Below are 16,929 nucleotides of genomic sequence, written 5' to 3'. Positions count from 1 at the left end.
CGGGGCGACCGCCCGGTCGCTCGATCCCTTCCATTCCGCGGGATTTCAGGGTGCCCCAAAGGCCCAATTATTGTACAATGCGCGCCTTTTCCAGCCCGTGCCAGCCCAGTTAGCCGGCAGTATCTGAATCACATCTGTGGGAGACCGTGAATGTTTTCTAAAGACATGGCCATTGCCGGTTATGACGACGAAATTTGGAGTGCTATCCAGGAAGAGGAAACTCGCCAGGAAGAGCATATCGAGCTGATTGCCTCTGAAAACTACACCAGCCCCCGCGTTATGCAGGCGCAGGGCACGGCGCTGACCAACAAATACGCCGAAGGCTACCCCCGCAAGCGCTACTACGGTGGTTGTGAATACGTCGATAAAGCCGAAGAGCTGGCCATCGAGCGCGCCAAGGCCCTGTTTGGTGCCGACTACGCCAACGTCCAGCCCCACTCCGGTTCACAGGCTAACTCTGCGGTTTACCAAGCTCTGTTGCAGCCTGGAGAAACCGTGCTGGGCATGAGCCTGGATGCGGGTGGTCACCTGACCCACGGTGCCAAGCCCAATTTCTCCGGCAAAATCTACAACGCGGTGCAGTACGGTCTGAACCCGGAAACCGGTCTGATTGACTACGATCAGGTTGAAGCGCTGGCGCTGGAGCACAAGCCGAAAATGATCGTGGCAGGCTTTTCTGCCTACAGCGGCATCGTCGACTGGGCTCGCTTCCGCGAGATCGCCGACAAGGTTGGCGCCTACCTGATGGTCGATATGGCTCACGTTGCCGGTCTGGTTGCCGCCGGTGTTTACCCCAACCCGGTGCCCTTTGCCGACGTGGTAACTACCACGACGCACAAAACCCTGCGCGGCCCGCGCGGCGGTCTGATTATGGCCAAGGCCAACGAAGAGCTGGAAAAGAAATTCAATTCTGCGGTCTTCCCCGGTGGTCAGGGTGGCCCGTTGATGCACGTGATTGCAGCCAAGGCCGTCAGCTTTAAAGAAGCGATGGAGCCCGAGTTCAAAACCTATCAGCAGCAGGTTGTGAAAAACGCTCAGGCCATGGCGGCGACCTTTATCGAGCGCGGCATCAACATTGTATCTGGCGGTACCGAAAACCACCTGATGCTGGTGGATCTGATCGGCAAGCCCTACACCGGTAAAGACGCCGATGCGGCGCTGGGTGAAGCCAACATCACCGTGAACAAGAACGCCGTTCCCAACGACCCGCGCTCACCCTTTATCACCAGCGGTCTGCGCGTAGGTACCCCTGCCGTCACCACTCGCGGCTTCAAGGAAGACGAGTGCAAGCAGCTGGCGGGCTGGATGTGCGACGTGCTGGAAAGCCTGGAAAACGGCAATTCCGAGCAGGTCATCGCCGAAGTGAAGGCCAAGGTTCTGGAAATCTGCAAACAGTTTCCGGTTTACGCCTGATCCCTCCGGCAGCAGCGCGAGCGCGGGGTGAATCTCCGTGCTTGTGCTAAACTCTTGCCGCATAAAGCCTTTTTGAGAGCTGACGCATGCGTTGCCCGTTCTGTACCTTCGATGACACCAAAGTAATCGACTCGCGACTGGTCGCCGAGGGCGGGCAGGTTCGCCGCCGCCGCGAGTGTCTGTCCTGCTCAGAGCGTTTTACCACCTATGAGTCGGCTGAGCTGTTGATGCCGAAAGTCATTAAGAGCAACGATCGCCGCGAACCCTTTGACGAAGACAAGCTGCGTGCCGGCCTGCTGCGGGCGCTGGAAAAGCGTGCGGTTAGCGTCGAAAAAATTGAGGCCATGATCACCGATATAAAGCGGGTGTTGCAGTCCAAGGGCGAGCGTGAAATTCCCTCGCTGCTGATCGGCGAGCTGGTAATGGACCATCTGCAGCAGGTTGATCACGTGGCCTACGTGCGTTTTGCGTCTGTTTACCGCAGCTTTCAGGATCTCGATGAGTTTCGCGCCGAGATCGACCGTCTGTCAGCCAGCCCGGCTCCCGCGAAAAACGAACAATGAGCACTGCCCTCGATGCGCGCTGGATGGCGCGCGCCATCCAGCTGGCCGAGCGGGGGCATTTCACCACCAGCCCCAATCCGAAGGTCGGTTGTGTGCTGGTGCGTAACGACGAATTGCTGGCCGAAGGTTGGCATATCCGTGCCGGTGAGGGGCACGCGGAAGTGAATGCGCTGGCTCAGGTTGACGATGCCAGTGGCGCCACCGCCTATGTCAGTCTGGAGCCCTGTTCCCATCACGGTAAAACCGGGCCCTGCGCCGAGGCCCTGATTATGGCGGGCGTCAAGCGCGTGGTGGTGGCGATGGAAGACCCCAATCCCCAGGTGTCGGGGCGGGGCGTACAATTGCTGCGCGATGCGGGCATTGTGGTCGAAATTGGCCTGCAGCAAAGTGAAGCGGAAAAGCTGAATCCGGGGTTTATCAAACGGATGAAAACCGGTCTGCCGCGTACTCGGGCCAAGCTGGCAATGAGCGTGGATGGCCGCACCGCCATGGCCTCCGGCGAAAGTCAGTGGATTACCGGCGCTGAAGCGCGGCGCGATGTGCAGCGCTTGCGGGCCGCCAGTTGTGCCATTGTCAGCGGTGTCGACACCGTTATTTATGACGATGCGGCCCTGACTGTGCGCCCTGAGCAGGCGGAACTGGCGGAAGATCAATGTCGCCAGCCGCTGCGGGTGATTCTGGATTCAAAACTGCGCACGCCGGTAAAGGGCAAACTGTTTCAAGGGGGCGGCCCTGTGTTGATTGTTGCCGCCGCCGATATGCCCGAGGCGAGAGAAGCGCTGGAGCAGGCGGGCGCAGAAGTGATGATACTGGCGGGCGAGGATGGTCGGGTTGATCTCGCGGCCGTTTTGAAAGAACTCGGTCGCCGCCAATGCAATGAAGTGTTGGTGGAAAGCGGTGCGACTCTGGCAGGCGCTTTTCTGCAGGCAGAGCTGCTGGATGCACTGACGGTCTACATGGCGCCGACTCTGCTGGGCAGAAAGGCGCGACCGTTGTTTGAGTTGCCGCTGGATGACATGAACAGTCAGCGCCGACTTCATATTGATGACATCCGCGCTGTGGGTAACGATTGGCGTCTGGATGCCACACTGCATACGGTGGCCCACTGATGTTTACCGGGATTATTGAAGCCGTTGGTCATATTGCGGCCGTCGCCGACAGCGGGGGCGACAAGCGCCTGACCATTGATGCGGGTGCTCTCGATATGAGCGCCGTGAAGCTGGGAGACAGCATCGCCACCAACGGAGTGTGCTTGACGGTGACCAGTCTCAGCGGTTCGCGTTTTACTGCGGATGTTTCCCGCGAGACCCTGTCACTGGCGACACTGGGTGATTTAAAGGTCGGCGCGCCAGTCAATCTGGAGCGGGCCATGCCGGCTAACGGGCGGTTTGACGGTCATATTGTCAGCGGCCATATTGATGGCACTGGTGAGGTGATATCACGCGCAGAAGATGCGCGCTCGATACGTTTGTCGGTAGCGGTGCCGGAGAGTTTGCGCAAATACACGGCGCACAAGGGCTCGATCTGTATCGACGGCGTCAGCCTGACCATCAACGCCCTGAGCGATGATGGCGTAGAATTGAATATTGTGCCGCATACGGCGGCAGAGACGATCATTACCCACTACCAGAGTGGCACCAAGGTGAATCTGGAAGTGGACGTGATTGCCCGCTATCTGGAGCGTTTGTTGCTCGGTGGGCAGGACGGACAGGAACAGAGAACTTCGAAACAGAAAGCTTCGCGCTTGAGCGAAGGTTTTCTCGCAGAACACGGTTTTACCGGGCGCAAACGCTAGCGCCCAATCAACAGGAAGGCTTATGAATCTCAATACGGTGGAAGAACTCATTCAGGATATTCGCCTCGGCAAGATGGTGATCCTGATGGACGACGAAGACCGCGAAAACGAAGGCGATATCGTGATGGCGGCCGAGTGTGTAAGGCCCCAGGACATCAACTTTATGGCGATGCATGCGCGCGGCCTGATCTGCATGCCGATGACCCGCGATCGCTGCGAACGCCTCGGCCTGCCGCTGATGGTAGATCGCAATGCCTCCGGTTTCGGTACCAAGTTCACTCTGTCCATTGAAGCCAAAGAAGGGGTGACGACCGGTATTTCTGCGGCGGATCGCGCCCACACCGTGCGTGTGGCGGCGGCTAAAAATGCGACCAAGGATGATATCGTTCAGCCCGGTCATATCTTCCCGCTGATGGCCGAAAGCGGCGGCGTGCTGACCCGCGCCGGTCACACTGAAGCGGCCTGTGATCTGGCTCGTCTGGCAGGCTTTGGCCCGGCCGGTGTGATCTGCGAAATCATGAATGACGACGGCACCATGGCGCGACGCCCGGATCTGGAAAAGTTTGCGGAAAAGCACGATATCAAAATCGGCACCATCGCTGACTTGATTCACTACCGTGTGGTCAACGAGCAAACCATTCACAAACTGGCAGTGGAAACCATTAACACCGATTTTGGTGAGTTCCAGCTGCACAGCTATCGCGACGACGTGAATGACGATATTCACTTTGCCGTGACCAAGGGCGAAATCAATCATGAAACGCCGGTGCTGGTGCGGGTACACCTGGGCTCATCAATTCGCGATCTGCTGCATATCCAGCTGCCGGGCGAAAATAGCGGCTGGAACATGAACCGCTGCCTGAAAAAAATCTCGGAAGAGGGCGGTGCAGTGGTCTTGCTGGCCAATGCCGAATCCTCAGCGGATCTGATCAGCAGCCTCGATATTGCGCGCGGCAACAAACCGGCGCCGATGGGTGACAGCGCCCAGCATCAGAACACCTATATGAATGTCGGTCTGGGTTCTCAGATCCTGCGTGATCTCGGCGTTGGTAAAATCCGGCTGATGGGCGCGCCGATCAAGTATAATGCGATCTCCGGTTTTGATTTGGATATCGCCGAATTTGTCAGCGCCGACGGGGAAGTCACCCCGGCTGAACATTAATTTTTAAAGTTTCGGGAAACTGATTATGAGCACAAACAAACCCATCGAAGGCACCTTTGCGAACTGTGAAGGCAAATACGCGATTGTGGTCGGCCGCTGGAATGCCTTTGTCGTGGAGAGCCTGCTGGAAGGCGCCAAAGACAGCTTGATCCGCCACGGCATAGCCGAGAGCGATATCACTGTGGTGCGCGCACCGGGAGCGTTTGAGATCCCTCTGGTGTGCCAGAAAGTCGCCGAAACCAAAAAGTACGATGCGATTATTGCGCTTGGCGCGGTGATTCGCGGCGGTACGCCCCACTTTGAATATGTGGCGGGTGAGTGCACCAAGGGTCTGGCTCAGGTTTCCATGCAATACGGCCTGCCGGTGTCTTTCGGTGTGCTGACGGTTGATACCATTGAGCAGGCTATTGAGCGTGCCGGTACCAAAGCGGGCAACAAAGGCGAAGAAGCCGCCCTGTCTGCGCTGGAAATGGTCAGCCTGCTCAAGAACATCGGCTGAGGTTTTTCGTGTCGCAAGCCCCTGAAAACAATCTACCGGCGCTGCGTCGCAAGGCGCGGCACTATGCTCTGCAGGCTCTCTACCAGTGGGAGATGGCCAAGCAGCCCCTGCACGAAATTCAGGCCCAGTTCCTGACCGACTACGACATGAAGCATGTGGATACCGAGTATTTCGGCGAAATGCTGCATGAGATTCCGGCCAATCTGAATGAGCTGCAATCTGAGTTCGAGCCCTTGCTGGATCGCAAATTGAGCGACCTTGATCCCATCGAATTGAGTCTCTTGCGCATGGGTGTGTGGGAACTCAAGCACCGTATTGATGTGCCCTACAAAGTGGTGATCAATGAGTGCGTGAATCTGGCCAAGCGCTTTGGCGCCACCGATGGCCACCGCTACATCAATTCCCTGCTGGACAAGGTAGCGGCCAATACCCGTCAGATCGAGATCGCCGCTGCGCGGAAGTAAATGGCGCTCTCCGAGTTTGATCTGATTCGGCGGTACTTCACTTCCTTTCAACAAGGCCCGGCCGTCGTTACCGGCATTGGTGACGATTGCGCCGAGCTGGCACTGTCTCCCGGTCATACCCTGTTTACCTCCATCGATACCATGGTGGAGGGCGTACATTTTCCGAAGAACCCGGATGTGAACGGTCTTGGCTGGCGTGTGTTGGCAGCGGCGGTGAGTGATCTGGGTGCATGCGGTGCAAAGCCGCTCGGGTTTTGTCTTGCGTTGACTCTGCCAGAGGCCGATGAGCGGTGGTTGAGTGATTTCGCAGAAGGTTTGGCTGAAGCGTCTCAGCATTTCTCCATCCCTTTGGTCGGTGGCGATACCACTCGCGGGCCCTTGTGTTTGTCTGTGCAGGTTTTCGGCGAAGCACCCGCGGGTAAAGCGCTGCTGCGCAGCGGTGCCAAGGTAGGCGATGATCTCTGGGTAACCGGCACCTTGGGCGACGCGCGGGCGGCCTTGGATGTTTTGGAAAAAAAGAATCCGGCAGGCAGTGAACGACATTTTCTGCAGCAGTATTATCGCGCTGAGCCACCGCTGAGCTTTGCGGTCGGTCTGCAGGGTGTAGCGAGTTCGGCGATTGACCTGTCCGACGGCTTGGCGGCTGATCTCGGTCATATCCTTCAGGCCAGCAAGGTCGGGGCAGAACTGGATCTTGAAAGCCTACCCCTGTCAGATGCATTGATGTCGAGTTATAGCGCTGAACAGGCGCAATACTATGCGTTGACCGGTGGGGATGATTATCAGCTCTGTTTTTCAGCGTCTGTGGAGCAGCGTGAATTGATAAGTGATTTAGCACGAACTGAAAAACTGCGCTGCACTCGTGTTGGAACAATCACCGGGAGCGGTGAGCTCGCCGTAAAACGCGGCAGCATCGATGTGGATCTAAACGCCTATAAAAACAAGGGATACCAGCATTTCTCATGAATCAGTTTGCTCTGTGTCGTAACCCCATTCATTTAGCCAGTTTCGGTTTTGGTTCGGGTCTGGCACCCAAAGCACCGGGCACTTTCGGTACGCTGATGGCGGTACCGCTCTGGCTGGGCTTGTCACAACTTGAGCTGCCCATTTACCTCGCCGTGCTGGTTGCCACGTTTGTGTTCGGCGTGTTTTGCTGCGGCTATACCGCCAAAGCCATGGGCGTGCACGACCACGGCAGCATTGTCTGGGATGAGTTTGTCGGCTTCTGGATCGCGATGATCGCGGTGCCGGCAGAACCTCTGTGGATCATCGCCGGTTTTGCCTTGTTCCGCCTGTTTGATATCGCCAAGCCCTGGCCCATTAAATGGCTGGATAAAAAGGTGCATGGTGGCTTCGGCATTATGATCGACGATGTATTGGCCGGGGTGTTTGCGGCGGTAGTATTACAGATAGCCCTGCGATATCTGGTTTAGATAAGCAATTTTCCACTGCGGAGATCTAAGTCGACACCCCTGTCCACTTGCTCCTTGCGCCTGAGCCCCCACCAGCGCTACACTGCTCGCTCTTGTCGGGGTGCCGGTTCCCAAATGGAACGGGCTGAGAATCACCCGCTGAACCTGACCTGGATAATGCCGGCGTAGGGAACAAGACTTCTGCCCTTGCGGCCGCCCTCTGTTTCCCGCCCTCCATCCGTCCAGGTGCCACTGACAGCGCGCGAGGGTACTATGTCATCGTCTTCCGAATACCAGTTTCTGCGTGAGACCGCTCAGGTCGATCACGATTCCGTTCAGCCATTTCCGGCGTCCAGCAAAATCTATGTTGAAGGCAGCATGGAGGGCGTTCGCGTGCCGATGCGCGAGATCAAGCTGACGCCGACGCCGGTTGCTGGCCAAGACGGTGAAACCCGACTGGAGCCCAATGCACCGGTGCGGGTTTACGATACCTCCGGCCCCTACACTGACCCCAATGTTGAAATTGATATCCGCAAAGGTCTGGCACCCCTGCGTGAGCAGTGGATTGAACAGCGCGGTGATACCGAGGTGCTCAGTGGTGATACCTCTGAGTACAGCAAAAAGCGCGCGGCGGATCTGACCCTGGAAAAACTGCGTTTTGATCTGAAACGCAAGCCGCGTCGCGCACTGGCAGGCAAGAACGTGTCGCAGATGCACTACGCCAAGCAGGGCATTATTACCCCGGAAATGGAATATATCGCCATCCGCGAGAACATGGCGCTGGCCGAAGCCAAAGCTCAGGGTGTGCTCGACAAACAGCATCCGGGGAATTCCTTTGGTGCCGCCATTCCCGATGAAATCACTCCGGAATTTGTACGCGACGAAGTGGCACGTGGCCGCGCGATTATCCCCGCCAATATCAACCACCCGGAGCTGGAGCCGATGATTATCGGCCGCAACTTCCTGGTGAAGATCAACGGCAATATCGGCAACTCGGCCCTGGGTTCTTCCATCGAAGAAGAAGTGGCCAAACTGACCTGGGGTATCCGCTGGGGTGCAGATACCATGATGGATCTCTCTACCGGCAAGAATATCCACGAGACCCGCGAGTGGATTATCCGCAATTCACCGGTACCTGTGGGCACGGTGCCGATCTATCAGGCGCTGGAAAAAGTGGATGGCGTGGCCGAAGACCTGACCTGGGAAATTTTCCGCGACACGCTGATTGAACAGGCCGAGCAGGGCGTGGATTACTTCACCATTCACGCGGGTGTACTGCTGCGCTATGTCCCCATGACCGCCAAGCGCGTGACCGGCATTGTGTCGCGTGGCGGCTCCATCATGGCCAAGTGGTGCCTGGCCCACCACAAGGAAAATTTCCTTTACACCCATTTCGAAGACATTTGCGAAATCATGAAGGCCTACGACGTTTCCTTCTCGCTGGGTGATGGTCTGCGTCCGGGCTCCATTGCCGACGCCAACGACGAAGCACAGTTTGGTGAACTGGAAACCCTCGGAGAGCTGACCGAGATCGCCTGGAAGCATGACGTACAGGTCATGATCGAAGGCCCCGGCCATGTGCCCATGCACATGATCGAAGCCAATATGAAAAAGCAGCTGGAGCACTGCAAGGAAGCGCCGTTCTACACCCTTGGGCCGTTGACCACCGATATTGCCCCCGGCTACGACCACATCACCTCCGGTATCGGTGCCGCTCAGATTGGTTGGTATGGCTGTGCCATGCTTTGTTACGTTACCCCGAAAGAGCACTTGGGCCTGCCGGATAAGGATGATGTAAAAGAAGGCATCATCACCTACAAAATCGCCGCTCACGCCGCTGATCTGGCGAAAGGTCACCCCGGTGCTCAATTGCGCGACGATGCCTTGAGCAAGGCCCGCTTTGAATTTCGTTGGGAAGACCAGTTCAACCTTGGCCTTGATCCCGATACCGCTCGCGCCTATCACGACGAAACCCTGCCGAAGGAATCCGCCAAGGTGGCTCACTTCTGTTCCATGTGTGGTCCGAAATTCTGTTCCATGAAGATCACGCAAGAGGTTCGCGACTACGCAGCCCAGCAGGAACTGGAAGCGGAAATGGCGAAGAAATCCGACGAGTTTAAATCGCAGGGCAGCGAGATCTACCACAAGGTCTAAGCTGCATATGAAGGTGGGAATCGCTGGCGCTGGCCTGCTCGGTCGGCTGCTGGGCTGGCAACTGCAACGCCGGGGTCATCAGGTGACTTTGTTTGATGCCGGTGACGAGCTCGCTACGGACAGCGCCGCCTATGTGGCGGCGGCTATGCTGGCGCCTTACAGTGAAGCTGTGACCAGCGGCGCGGAACTGTTTGGTGTTGGCAAGCAGGCCGTGTCGCAATGGCGGGAGTTGTTACAGCAACTGTCGGAAAGCAGCGCGCACGCGGTGACATTGAATGACAGTGGCTCGGTTGTCATCGCCCACGAACTGGATCGCGCCAATCTTCAGCATTTTTCGCAGAAGCTGCGAGCCGCTGTAGGCGATGACAGCTCCATCAAGACGCTTGATCGTGCGGGTATTGCCGAACTTGAGTCCGAATTGCCGATCCGCTTCAGTCAGGGGCTTTGGCTGGCGGGCGAGGGCTGTCTCGATAATCGCGCTTTGCTGCGTGCATTGCACGATGTTCTCCAGGCAGGTGGTGCGGAGCTGCGCTGGCACTGTCCGGTGAGTCGGGTTGAGGCAGGGAAATTAAATACACCTGCCGGTACGGAAAGCTTTGACTGGGCCATTGATTGTCGCGGTCTTGGTGCTAAAACCGATTGGCCTGAGGTACGCGGTGTTCGCGGAGAAATCCTGTGGGTGCGGGCGCCGGAAGTGCAGTTGGGTCGGCCAGTCCGGCTGATGCATCCGCGCTATCACCTGTATATCACGCCGAAACCGGGTGATATCTATGTGGTGGGCGCTACCGAAATTGAAAGCGAATCCCAGGCCCCGGTCACTGTGCGATCACAATTGGAATTGTTGTCTGCGCTTTACAGTGTGCATTCGGGCTTTGCCGAAGCGCAAATCGTTGGCAGCTATGCCCGTTGCAGGCCGTCCTTGCCAGATAACCTGCCTCAGGTGCAGGTTAGTGATGGTCTGCTCAGGTTGAACGGACTTTATCGGCACGGTTACTTGCTCGCGCCAACGGTCGTAGAGTCGGCGATCAACGCGCTGGATGGCGACGTAACTGGAACCTTTGTTCAGAATGCTTTGACAGTCACATCATGATTGAAGTTAGCGTAAACAGCGAAAGCAAACAGATAGACGGCGCTAAAACCCTGGCTGAACTGTTAGGTGAATGGGGTTTTGAATGTCAGCGTGTAGCCGTGGCCGTCAACGAAGATTTTGTGCCGCGTTCCACTTACGCCAGTGTTTCTCTGAAGGCGGGCGATCGGGTGGATGTGGTGGCGCCTGTGCAAGGCGGTTAGGTAAGGGGAAGCAGAGGTAAATAATGACAGATACCTGGACACTGTACGGTCAGACTTTCAGTAATCGCTTGCTGATCGGCAGCGCGTTGTACCCCTCGCCACAAGTCATGAGTGAGGCGATCGAAGCCTCGGGTTCAGAGATTATTACCGTGGGGCTGCGGCGCCAGTCGCCGGAAGAAGCCGGTGGCCAGTCCCTTTGGACCCATATTCAAAAACTTAACAAAACTCTCCTGCCCAATACCGCCGGATGTCACTCGGTTAAAGAGGCTGTGACCCTAGCGCAGATGAGTCGCGAGATGTTCGAGACCGACTGGATCAAGCTGGAAGTGGTGGGTGATGATTACAACCTTCAGCCCGACCCAATCGGCACCATTGAGGCGGCTGAAAAACTGATTAATCTCGGTTTCAAGGTCTTCCCCTATTGCACGGATGATCTGGTGATCTGCCAGCGCCTGCGCGACGTGGGCTGTGAAGTGCTCATGCCCTGGGGCTCGCCGATCGGTACGGGGCGCGGTCTGATGAATCCCTACAACCTGCAGACTATTCGCGAGCGGCTGCCGGATATTCCCTTGATAGTCGATGCGGGGATCGGCAAACCGTCCCATGCAGTCATGGCGCTGGAATTGGGGTACGATGGAATTCTGCTGAACACGGCGGTGGCGCAGGCCACGGATCCGGTGCGGATGGCCAAGGCCTTTCGCGATGCGATTGCGGCTGGTCGTCAGGGCTATCTCGCCGGCGCCATGCCCGAGCGGCAAACAGCCAGTCCGAGCACGCCCACGCTGGGGATGCCGTTCTGGCACCAACAATAGCGCCCTTAACGGCGCTTCAGGCTGACAGTAAGGGTTGTGGATGAGTGAAAAAAAGAACCGCCGCAGTTTTGGAAATGTTGCCTTTCCCTCCGCCGCTGAAGACGCACATCGCGCGCGAGAAGTAGAAGAAACCCCTCAAACCCGAGCCTCCGCCTATCGGCTGGCTTTTACCGACGAAGAGTTTTTGCTGCGCAACGAGCTGCGGCCGATCCGCTTGCAGCTGGAATTATTGAAGCCGGAAATGACCATGCTGGAGCGGGAAATTGACGCCACGATTGTCATGTTTGGCAGCGCGCGTTTGCCCGATCCCGACAAGGCCGCTGAACAGATAGCTCAGGCCCAGCAACTGCTGAGCGACAACCCTGACGATCCAGCGATGCAGCGTCGCTTGGAGATTGTCGAGAAGCGAGCGTCGCTCAGTACTTACTATGAAGAGGCCCGTCGGCTGGCTGCCATCGTTGGTGAACATTACTCCGGTACACCGGGTAAACCACGGGTTCATGTGATGACCGGCGGTGGCCCCGGTATTATGGAGGCGGCTAACCGAGGTGCTGATGATGTGGGCGCAGAAAGCATCGGGCTCAATATTGTGCTGCCCCACGAACAGCATCCTAACGAGTGGATCACGCCGGAGCTGAGTTTCCGCTTTCACTATTTCGCCATTCGTAAGATGCACTTTCTGATGCGGGCGAAAGCGCTGGTGGTTTTCCCCGGCGGCTACGGCACCCTCGATGAGTTTTTTGAGACTCTGACCCTGCTCCAGACACAAAAAGTTAAAAGCCTGCCGATTCTGGTTTTTGGTAAACCGTTCTGGGAGCAGGTTCTAAACTTTGATGCATTGGTGGACTACGGCATGATCAGTGCAGAGGATATTCATCTCTTCACGTATGTCGATACTGCCGAGCAGGCGTGGGCGATTATTCGCCAACACTGCGAAAACTGATTTCCCCGTGTGAGCGGGCACCCACTAAGGACACCGTATGGCAACACACAGTAAACCCATCGCCTGGAGTATCGCCGGTTCCGATTCCGGTGGCGGCGCGGGTATTCAGGCGGATCTCGCAACCTTTCAGGATTTTGCGGTACACGGTTGCACCGTTATTACTGCCATTACTGCTCAGAACAGTTTCGCGGTAGGTTATGTGGCGGTGACCCATCGCCGGGCGCTGGCTGCACAGATCAACGCCCTCGACAGTGACCTCCCTGCCGATGCCATTAAAGTCGGCATGCTCGCCAGCGAGGAAGTGGTGGAGATGGTCGCCAAATACCTCAAGGAATATCAGGGCTTTGTGGTTTGCGATCCAGTAACGCGTGCCAGCAGCGGCGATTCCCTGATCACGGGGGATGCCACCAATGCCTTGCTGGATCAGTTGCTGCCACGGGTCGATCTGCTGACGCCCAATCGCAACGAAGCGGAAGCTATTCTCGGACGCCAGCTGCGTGGCCTTGAGGATGTAGAGAAGGCGGGTAAGGAAATCGTCAAGCTCGGTGCGCGTTCGGTACTGATTACAGGGGGGCACTTTGATGCCCTCAACGGCGAGCGTCTCGACTACTGGACCGACGGCGACAGCGGCTTCTGGTTGCACGGCCGCGATGTGCAGACCGTGAACAGCCACGGTTCCGGTTGTACCCTGTCGTCGGCAGTGGCCGCGGCGGTTGCGCGGGGCTACGACCTGAAAGATGCGCTGGTGCTGGGCAAGGCCTATGTGACCCAGGGTTTGCGCTTGTCGACCCAGTTGGGCGGCGGCCCCGGCGCAGTAGCCCACATGGGCTGGCCGACACACTGGTGGGATTTGCCTACCGTTAGCCCGACGCTTCGCCAAACAGCGATGAAGCCTTTCCCCAGTTGCGGTGGAAAACTGGGGCTGTACCCGGTGGTGGATAGTGCCGATTGGATTGAGCGTCTGTTACCGCTGGGCATCACCACCATCCAGCTCCGCGTCAAAGACAAAAGCGGCGAAGCCTTGCGTGCGGAAATAGAGCGCGCGGTAGCAATCAGTGAACGTTATAAGGCTCGCCTGTTTATTAATGACTATTGGCAGGAAGCCATCGCGGCGGGTGCTTACGGTGTTCACCTTGGTCAGGAAGATCTGCAGACCGCCGATATCAACGCCATTCGCGAAGCGGGTTTGCGGCTCGGCGTCAGTACCCACAGCTACTTTGAAATCGCCACGGCTCACAGCGTGAAGCCGAGCTATATCGCATTGGGGCCGATCTACGCGACGACCAGCAAGGTCATGCCATTTGATCCGCAGGGCTTGAGCCAGCTGCAGCATTGGGTTGAGCTGTTGGGCGAACAGTACACGCTAACGGCCATTGGCGGGATTGATGTGCGCCGGGCCAAAGACGTATTGGCAACGGGCGTCGGCAGCGCGGCGATGATCAGCGCCATTACTCAAGCCGAGGATGTTGAGGCGACGGTTGCTGAACTGATGGCGCTGCACGAGGCTGCCCAGTGAAGCGCCGGCTGGCCTACCTGCTGGCGGCGACTTGCATGCTGGCACCAATGGTCTGGGCCGATGTGCAGGTGAATGCGTTGTTTGAAGGGTCGGCCTATCTGACGGTCAATGGCCAGCAAAAGCTGCTGCGAAAGGGGCAGAGCTTTGAAGGCATCACATTGCTCGATGCCAATCCCTCGCGCGCGCTGGTGGAGATAGACGGCCAGCAGCAAGAGCTGACCCTGACATCCCGCATCAACGCCAGTTATCGGGCCAATGATACTCTCGAAGTTGTGCTTCGGCGGGATAGTCAGCTGAAATATATGACGCAGGCGGTTATCAATGGGCGCAGTATTGCTGCGCTGGTTGATACGGGTGCCAATGTGATGGCGCTCAGCAGTCGTCATGCCAGCCAGCTAGGCATAGATTTCAAAAAGGGCGAGCGTTCCGCCGTGACCACGGCGAGCGGCGTTGCCCCCTCCTATCGGGTGATCTTGCGATCGGTCAGTGTGGGTGGCATCAAGGTGCACAACATACAGGCGGTGGTGGTAGAGGGGGATTATCCTCAGGAGGTTCTACTCGGAATGAGCTACCTCACCCACGTCGATATGCAGGAACGGGACAACATCCTGACACTTCGGGCCCGTTACTGACATTGCGGTCGAATTTGCCTGCCAATCAGGCTAGAATTGCGCCTCCCTGCAATCTGGCTGGAGTTCAGCGTGTCCCTTAGGTTTGTCGAATCCTCCAAACTGCCCACTCAGTGGGGCATATTCGATATTCATGGTTTTGAGGATAGCGAAAACCAGAAAGAGCATATCGTGTTGACGCTGGGTGACGTCAGCACCGGCGGCCCGGTGCTGGGCCGTGTGCATTCCGAATGCCTCACTGGTGACGCCCTGTTCAGCATGCGCTGTGACTGCGGCCCGCAACTGCAGGCCGCGCTGCAGCAAATTGCGGCGGAAGGTCGTGGTGCGCTGTTCTATCTGCGTCAGGAAGGCCGTGGTATTGGCCTGCTCAACAAGATTCGCGCTTACAAACTGCAAGATGGCGGCGCTGATACGGTCGAGGCCAACGAAAAACTGGGCTTTCACGCTGATCTGCGCGACTACAGCATGTGTAAGGTCATGTGCGACCATCTGGGCATTACCCAGCTCAAACTGATGACCAACAATCCCCGCAAGGTGAATGCCCTGACCGAGCACGGGATCGATGTGGTTGAGCGCCTGCCCCTGCGCATCGGTGAAAACCCCCACAATGCTCGTTATCTGGCTACCAAGGCCGGCAAGCTGGGGCATCTGTTCGATCACTGATCGCCGCTGTCAGCGCTTCTTCAGCCAGATCACCCTTTTATCCGTCGCTACTGCATCCAGCGGGATATCCCAGCTCTGAACCGGGAGTTGTTCGACTTCCTGGCAGTGGTGGGCCAGCCCGATTAATAGCGGGCGGTCTGTTTTTGACAGGCCGGCCAGCGTCCGGTCGTAAAAGCCTCCGCCCATGCCAAGCCGATTCCCTTTTCGGTCAAAACCCACCAGAGGCAGCAAGATCACATCCAGTGCGTTTACCGATACAGCGCTGCCTCGGGTCGGCGGCGGTTCGGGAATCTGAAAGCGATTATTTTTCAGGGTTTGCCCCGGTCGAAAACGTCTGAATTGCAGGGCTTTGTTTTTGAGGCAGGGCAGGTAGCAGCGTCGACGCATGCGGGCGAGTCGTCGCAGGGTGATCTCCGGGGAGATTTCTCCGTCGTTGGCCAGATACAGGGCAAGCTTTGAGGCCTCGCGCAGCGCCGGTAGCGTGCGCAATTGGCGGTCGAGCGCTTTACTTGCGATGCGTTGCTCGATAGCGGAAAGGTTCCGGCGACGTTCGCGAAGTTGGCGGCGTAATTCAGATTTCTGCAGGGAAGTCATGCGCTTAGTGTGCGCAAAGGCCAGAGGCCGAGCAAGCGGAAAAATATAGAGGTAAAAAGAGCGGGCGGAAGATAAAAACCCCGGTGGTACCGTTGGCCGCGTGACCCTTGAACCCAGAGGTTCAAGGTGGCGGTTTCCGCGTCGCATCAGGCTTCCCGTCAAGCGGGCATGCACAACAGCAACGGCTGGAAACAGCCTGGGTAAAAAGCATCGGCTCAGGGATCTAGCGGCCTGACGCATACCCCAGGGTCGTTGCAGAGTATAACACTGGCGGTAGGCCACCTATAGGGGCTAACCACGATTCACAATGTGAATCTTTGCTTGAATTTGCGTGACAGCCGCAGGTTTTTGCCTTAAAAAGCCGCGTCCTTTCGCGAGTGCTGCCGTGAACAGTTTGCCCCCTGTGTTTTTGCCCGACGCCTTTGATCGGATCGCCGATGACTTGGCTCGCGACGGCTATAGCCTGTGTGACTCACTGGTGCCCGAGGATCTGTTGTGGGCGCTCTATGAACGGGTTGGGCCACGCAGCCGGGCGGGCTTCAAACGGGCCGGTGTCGGCCGTGAAGATAGTTTCAGGGTGAGTGAGCGTTTGCGCTCGGACACGATCCACTGGCTGGATCACGATTACCCGGCGGAGTCGGCATATTTGCATTGGATGGAGCAGCTGAGGCTGGAATTGAATCGGCGGTTGATGCTTGGCCTGTTTGATTTCGAGTGTCATTTTGCCCGCTATAAACGGGGCGCATTTTACAAAACCCACCTCGATGCCTTTGCCGGGCAGACCAACCGGATACTGTCGAGTGTGCTGTATCTGAATCCGACCTGGGCGCCGGATTGGGGCGGAGAACTGGTGATGTATCGAAATTTTGACGGGGATGTGGTGGAAACCGTAGCGCCCCTGTTCGGGCGTCTGGTGTTGTTTCTCAGCGAGCGTTTTCCCCACGAGGTAAAGCCAGCCCGGCGCCAGCGCTACAGCGTAGCGGGCTGGTTCCGGGTGCGGGAAATACTATAAGGGCGATC

19 protein-coding genes, 1 other RNA gene and 1 riboswitch are annotated in these 16,929 nt (G+C 57.4%); of the genes, 18 read left to right on the top strand and 2 right to left on the bottom strand.

Annotated features, from left to right (window positions below; genetic code table 11):
• The first annotated feature begins 150 nt into the window (after positions 1-150).
• The 17 genes from glyA to ribA all read left to right on the top strand — a co-directional run bounded on the left by glyA (position 151) and on the right by ribA (position 15,315).
• Positions 151-1,413: a serine hydroxymethyltransferase gene (glyA, locus tag FHR99_RS07965; RefSeq protein WP_183409973.1), complete on the top strand. Its 1,263-nt coding sequence runs from the start codon at positions 151-153 to the stop codon at positions 1,411-1,413.
• A gap of 86 nt (positions 1,414-1,499) precedes the next feature.
• Positions 1,500-1,976, top strand: a complete 477-nt coding sequence (gene nrdR / locus FHR99_RS07960; RefSeq protein ID WP_183409972.1) for a transcriptional regulator NrdR — start codon at positions 1,500-1,502, stop codon at positions 1,974-1,976.
• Positions 1,973-3,085, top strand: a complete 1,113-nt coding sequence (ribD, locus tag FHR99_RS07955; protein WP_183409971.1) for a bifunctional diaminohydroxyphosphoribosylaminopyrimidine deaminase/5-amino-6-(5-phosphoribosylamino)uracil reductase RibD — start codon at positions 1,973-1,975, stop codon at positions 3,083-3,085. Before nrdR ends, ribD begins: the two co-directional genes overlap by 4 nt.
• On the top strand, positions 3,085-3,771 hold the full coding sequence (locus FHR99_RS07950) for a riboflavin synthase (RefSeq protein ID WP_183409970.1): 687 nt from the start codon (positions 3,085-3,087) through the stop codon (positions 3,769-3,771). Before ribD ends, FHR99_RS07950 begins: the two co-directional genes overlap by 1 nt.
• Positions 3,772-3,793: 22 nt before the next feature.
• Complete coding sequence (gene ribBA, locus FHR99_RS07945) at positions 3,794-4,933, top strand: bifunctional 3,4-dihydroxy-2-butanone-4-phosphate synthase/GTP cyclohydrolase II (protein ID WP_183409969.1); 1,140 nt, start codon at positions 3,794-3,796, stop codon at positions 4,931-4,933.
• Between the two features lie 25 nt (positions 4,934-4,958).
• Positions 4,959-5,432: a 6,7-dimethyl-8-ribityllumazine synthase gene (gene ribH, locus FHR99_RS07940; RefSeq protein WP_183409968.1), complete on the top strand. Its 474-nt coding sequence runs from the start codon at positions 4,959-4,961 to the stop codon at positions 5,430-5,432.
• Between the two features lie 8 nt (positions 5,433-5,440).
• A complete protein-coding gene (nusB, locus tag FHR99_RS07935; RefSeq protein ID WP_183409967.1) occupies positions 5,441-5,896 on the top strand; it encodes a transcription antitermination factor NusB in 456 nt (151 codons plus the stop codon).
• The gene (gene thiL / locus FHR99_RS07930; RefSeq protein WP_183409966.1) at positions 5,897-6,862 is read left to right on the top strand and encodes a thiamine-phosphate kinase; all 966 of its coding nucleotides are present in this window, start codon (positions 5,897-5,899) and stop codon (positions 6,860-6,862) included.
• Entirely contained in the window at positions 6,859-7,329 is a 471-nt protein-coding gene (locus FHR99_RS07925; protein WP_183409965.1) for a phosphatidylglycerophosphatase A family protein, read from the top strand. Before thiL ends, FHR99_RS07925 begins: the two co-directional genes overlap by 4 nt.
• An 86-nt stretch (positions 7,330-7,415) precedes the next feature.
• A riboswitch (TPP riboswitch) is annotated at positions 7,416-7,517 on the top strand.
• A gap of 64 nt (positions 7,518-7,581) precedes the next feature.
• Positions 7,582-9,462 carry a phosphomethylpyrimidine synthase ThiC gene (thiC, locus tag FHR99_RS07920; protein ID WP_183409964.1) on the top strand — a complete coding sequence of 627 codons (1,881 nt, stop codon included), beginning with the start codon at positions 7,582-7,584 and terminating at the stop codon, positions 9,460-9,462.
• 7 nt (positions 9,463-9,469) lie between these two features.
• On the top strand, positions 9,470-10,552 hold the full coding sequence (locus FHR99_RS07915) for an FAD-dependent oxidoreductase (RefSeq protein ID WP_183409963.1): 1,083 nt from the start codon (positions 9,470-9,472) through the stop codon (positions 10,550-10,552).
• The gene (gene thiS, locus FHR99_RS07910) at positions 10,549-10,752 is read left to right on the top strand and encodes a sulfur carrier protein ThiS (RefSeq protein ID WP_183409962.1); all 204 of its coding nucleotides are present in this window, start codon (positions 10,549-10,551) and stop codon (positions 10,750-10,752) included. The genes FHR99_RS07915 and thiS overlap by 4 nt, the downstream gene beginning before the upstream one ends.
• 23 nt (positions 10,753-10,775) lie before the next feature.
• Entirely contained in the window at positions 10,776-11,564 is a 789-nt protein-coding gene (locus tag FHR99_RS07905) for a thiazole synthase (RefSeq protein WP_183409961.1), read from the top strand.
• 40 nt (positions 11,565-11,604) lie between these two features.
• Entirely contained in the window at positions 11,605-12,507 is a 903-nt protein-coding gene (locus FHR99_RS07900; RefSeq protein ID WP_183409960.1) for an LOG family protein, read from the top strand.
• A 37-nt stretch (positions 12,508-12,544) separates the two neighbouring features.
• Entirely contained in the window at positions 12,545-14,023 is a 1,479-nt protein-coding gene (gene thiE, locus FHR99_RS07895) for a thiamine phosphate synthase (protein WP_183409959.1), read from the top strand.
• Positions 14,020-14,655, top strand: a complete 636-nt coding sequence (locus FHR99_RS16455) for a TIGR02281 family clan AA aspartic protease (RefSeq protein WP_183409958.1) — start codon at positions 14,020-14,022, stop codon at positions 14,653-14,655. The genes thiE and FHR99_RS16455 overlap by 4 nt, the downstream gene beginning before the upstream one ends.
• Positions 14,656-14,724: 69 nt before the next feature.
• On the top strand, positions 14,725-15,315 hold the full coding sequence (ribA, locus tag FHR99_RS07885) for a GTP cyclohydrolase II (protein ID WP_183409957.1): 591 nt from the start codon (positions 14,725-14,727) through the stop codon (positions 15,313-15,315).
• A gap of 9 nt (positions 15,316-15,324) precedes the next feature.
• Here ribA and FHR99_RS07880 read toward each other — a convergent pair whose 3' ends face one another.
• Positions 15,325-15,909, bottom strand: coding sequence for a 5-formyltetrahydrofolate cyclo-ligase (locus tag FHR99_RS07880; protein ID WP_183409956.1), 585 nt, complete (start codon positions 15,907-15,909; stop codon positions 15,325-15,327).
• Between the two features lie 73 nt (positions 15,910-15,982).
• Positions 15,983-16,162, bottom strand: a non-coding RNA gene (gene ssrS / locus FHR99_RS07875) — 6S RNA.
• A gap of 132 nt (positions 16,163-16,294) precedes the next feature.
• Here ssrS and FHR99_RS07870 point away from each other — a divergent pair.
• A complete protein-coding gene (locus tag FHR99_RS07870; RefSeq protein ID WP_183409955.1) occupies positions 16,295-16,921 on the top strand; it encodes a 2OG-Fe(II) oxygenase in 627 nt (208 codons plus the stop codon).
• Positions 16,922-16,929: the final 8 nt, after the last annotated feature.

This window comes from Litorivivens lipolytica, from assembly GCF_014191715.1.
Classification (GTDB): domain Bacteria; phylum Pseudomonadota; class Gammaproteobacteria; order Pseudomonadales; family Spongiibacteraceae; genus Litorivivens; species Litorivivens lipolytica.
This window is presented reverse-complemented; position numbering and strand designations above follow the sequence as displayed.

What these genes read in the sequence shown, in the direction of transcription:
- glyA (WP_183409973.1), top strand. Translation starts at nt 151, where the DNA reads ATGTTTTCTAAAGACATGGCCATTGCCGGTTATGACGACGAAATTTGG.
- nrdR (WP_183409972.1), top strand. Translation starts at nt 1,500, where the DNA reads ATGCGTTGCCCGTTCTGTACCTTCGATGACACCAAAGTAATCGACTCG.
- ribD (WP_183409971.1), top strand. Translation starts at nt 1,973, where the DNA reads ATGAGCACTGCCCTCGATGCGCGCTGGATGGCGCGCGCCATCCAGCTG.
- FHR99_RS07950 (WP_183409970.1), top strand. Translation starts at nt 3,085, where the DNA reads ATGTTTACCGGGATTATTGAAGCCGTTGGTCATATTGCGGCCGTCGCC.
- ribBA (WP_183409969.1), top strand. Translation starts at nt 3,794, where the DNA reads ATGAATCTCAATACGGTGGAAGAACTCATTCAGGATATTCGCCTCGGC.
- ribH (WP_183409968.1), top strand. Translation starts at nt 4,959, where the DNA reads ATGAGCACAAACAAACCCATCGAAGGCACCTTTGCGAACTGTGAAGGC.
- thiL (WP_183409966.1), top strand. Translation starts at nt 5,897, where the DNA reads ATGGCGCTCTCCGAGTTTGATCTGATTCGGCGGTACTTCACTTCCTTT.
- FHR99_RS07925 (WP_183409965.1), top strand. Translation starts at nt 6,859, where the DNA reads ATGAATCAGTTTGCTCTGTGTCGTAACCCCATTCATTTAGCCAGTTTC.
- thiC (WP_183409964.1), top strand. Translation starts at nt 7,582, where the DNA reads ATGTCATCGTCTTCCGAATACCAGTTTCTGCGTGAGACCGCTCAGGTC.
- FHR99_RS07915 (WP_183409963.1), top strand. Translation starts at nt 9,470, where the DNA reads ATGAAGGTGGGAATCGCTGGCGCTGGCCTGCTCGGTCGGCTGCTGGGC.
- thiS (WP_183409962.1), top strand. Translation starts at nt 10,549, where the DNA reads ATGATTGAAGTTAGCGTAAACAGCGAAAGCAAACAGATAGACGGCGCT.
- FHR99_RS07905 (WP_183409961.1), top strand. Translation starts at nt 10,776, where the DNA reads ATGACAGATACCTGGACACTGTACGGTCAGACTTTCAGTAATCGCTTG.
- FHR99_RS07900 (WP_183409960.1), top strand. Translation starts at nt 11,605, where the DNA reads ATGAGTGAAAAAAAGAACCGCCGCAGTTTTGGAAATGTTGCCTTTCCC.
- thiE (WP_183409959.1), top strand. Translation starts at nt 12,545, where the DNA reads ATGGCAACACACAGTAAACCCATCGCCTGGAGTATCGCCGGTTCCGAT.
- FHR99_RS07880 (WP_183409956.1), bottom strand. Translation starts at nt 15,909, where the DNA reads ATGACTTCCCTGCAGAAATCTGAATTACGCCGCCAACTTCGCGAACGT.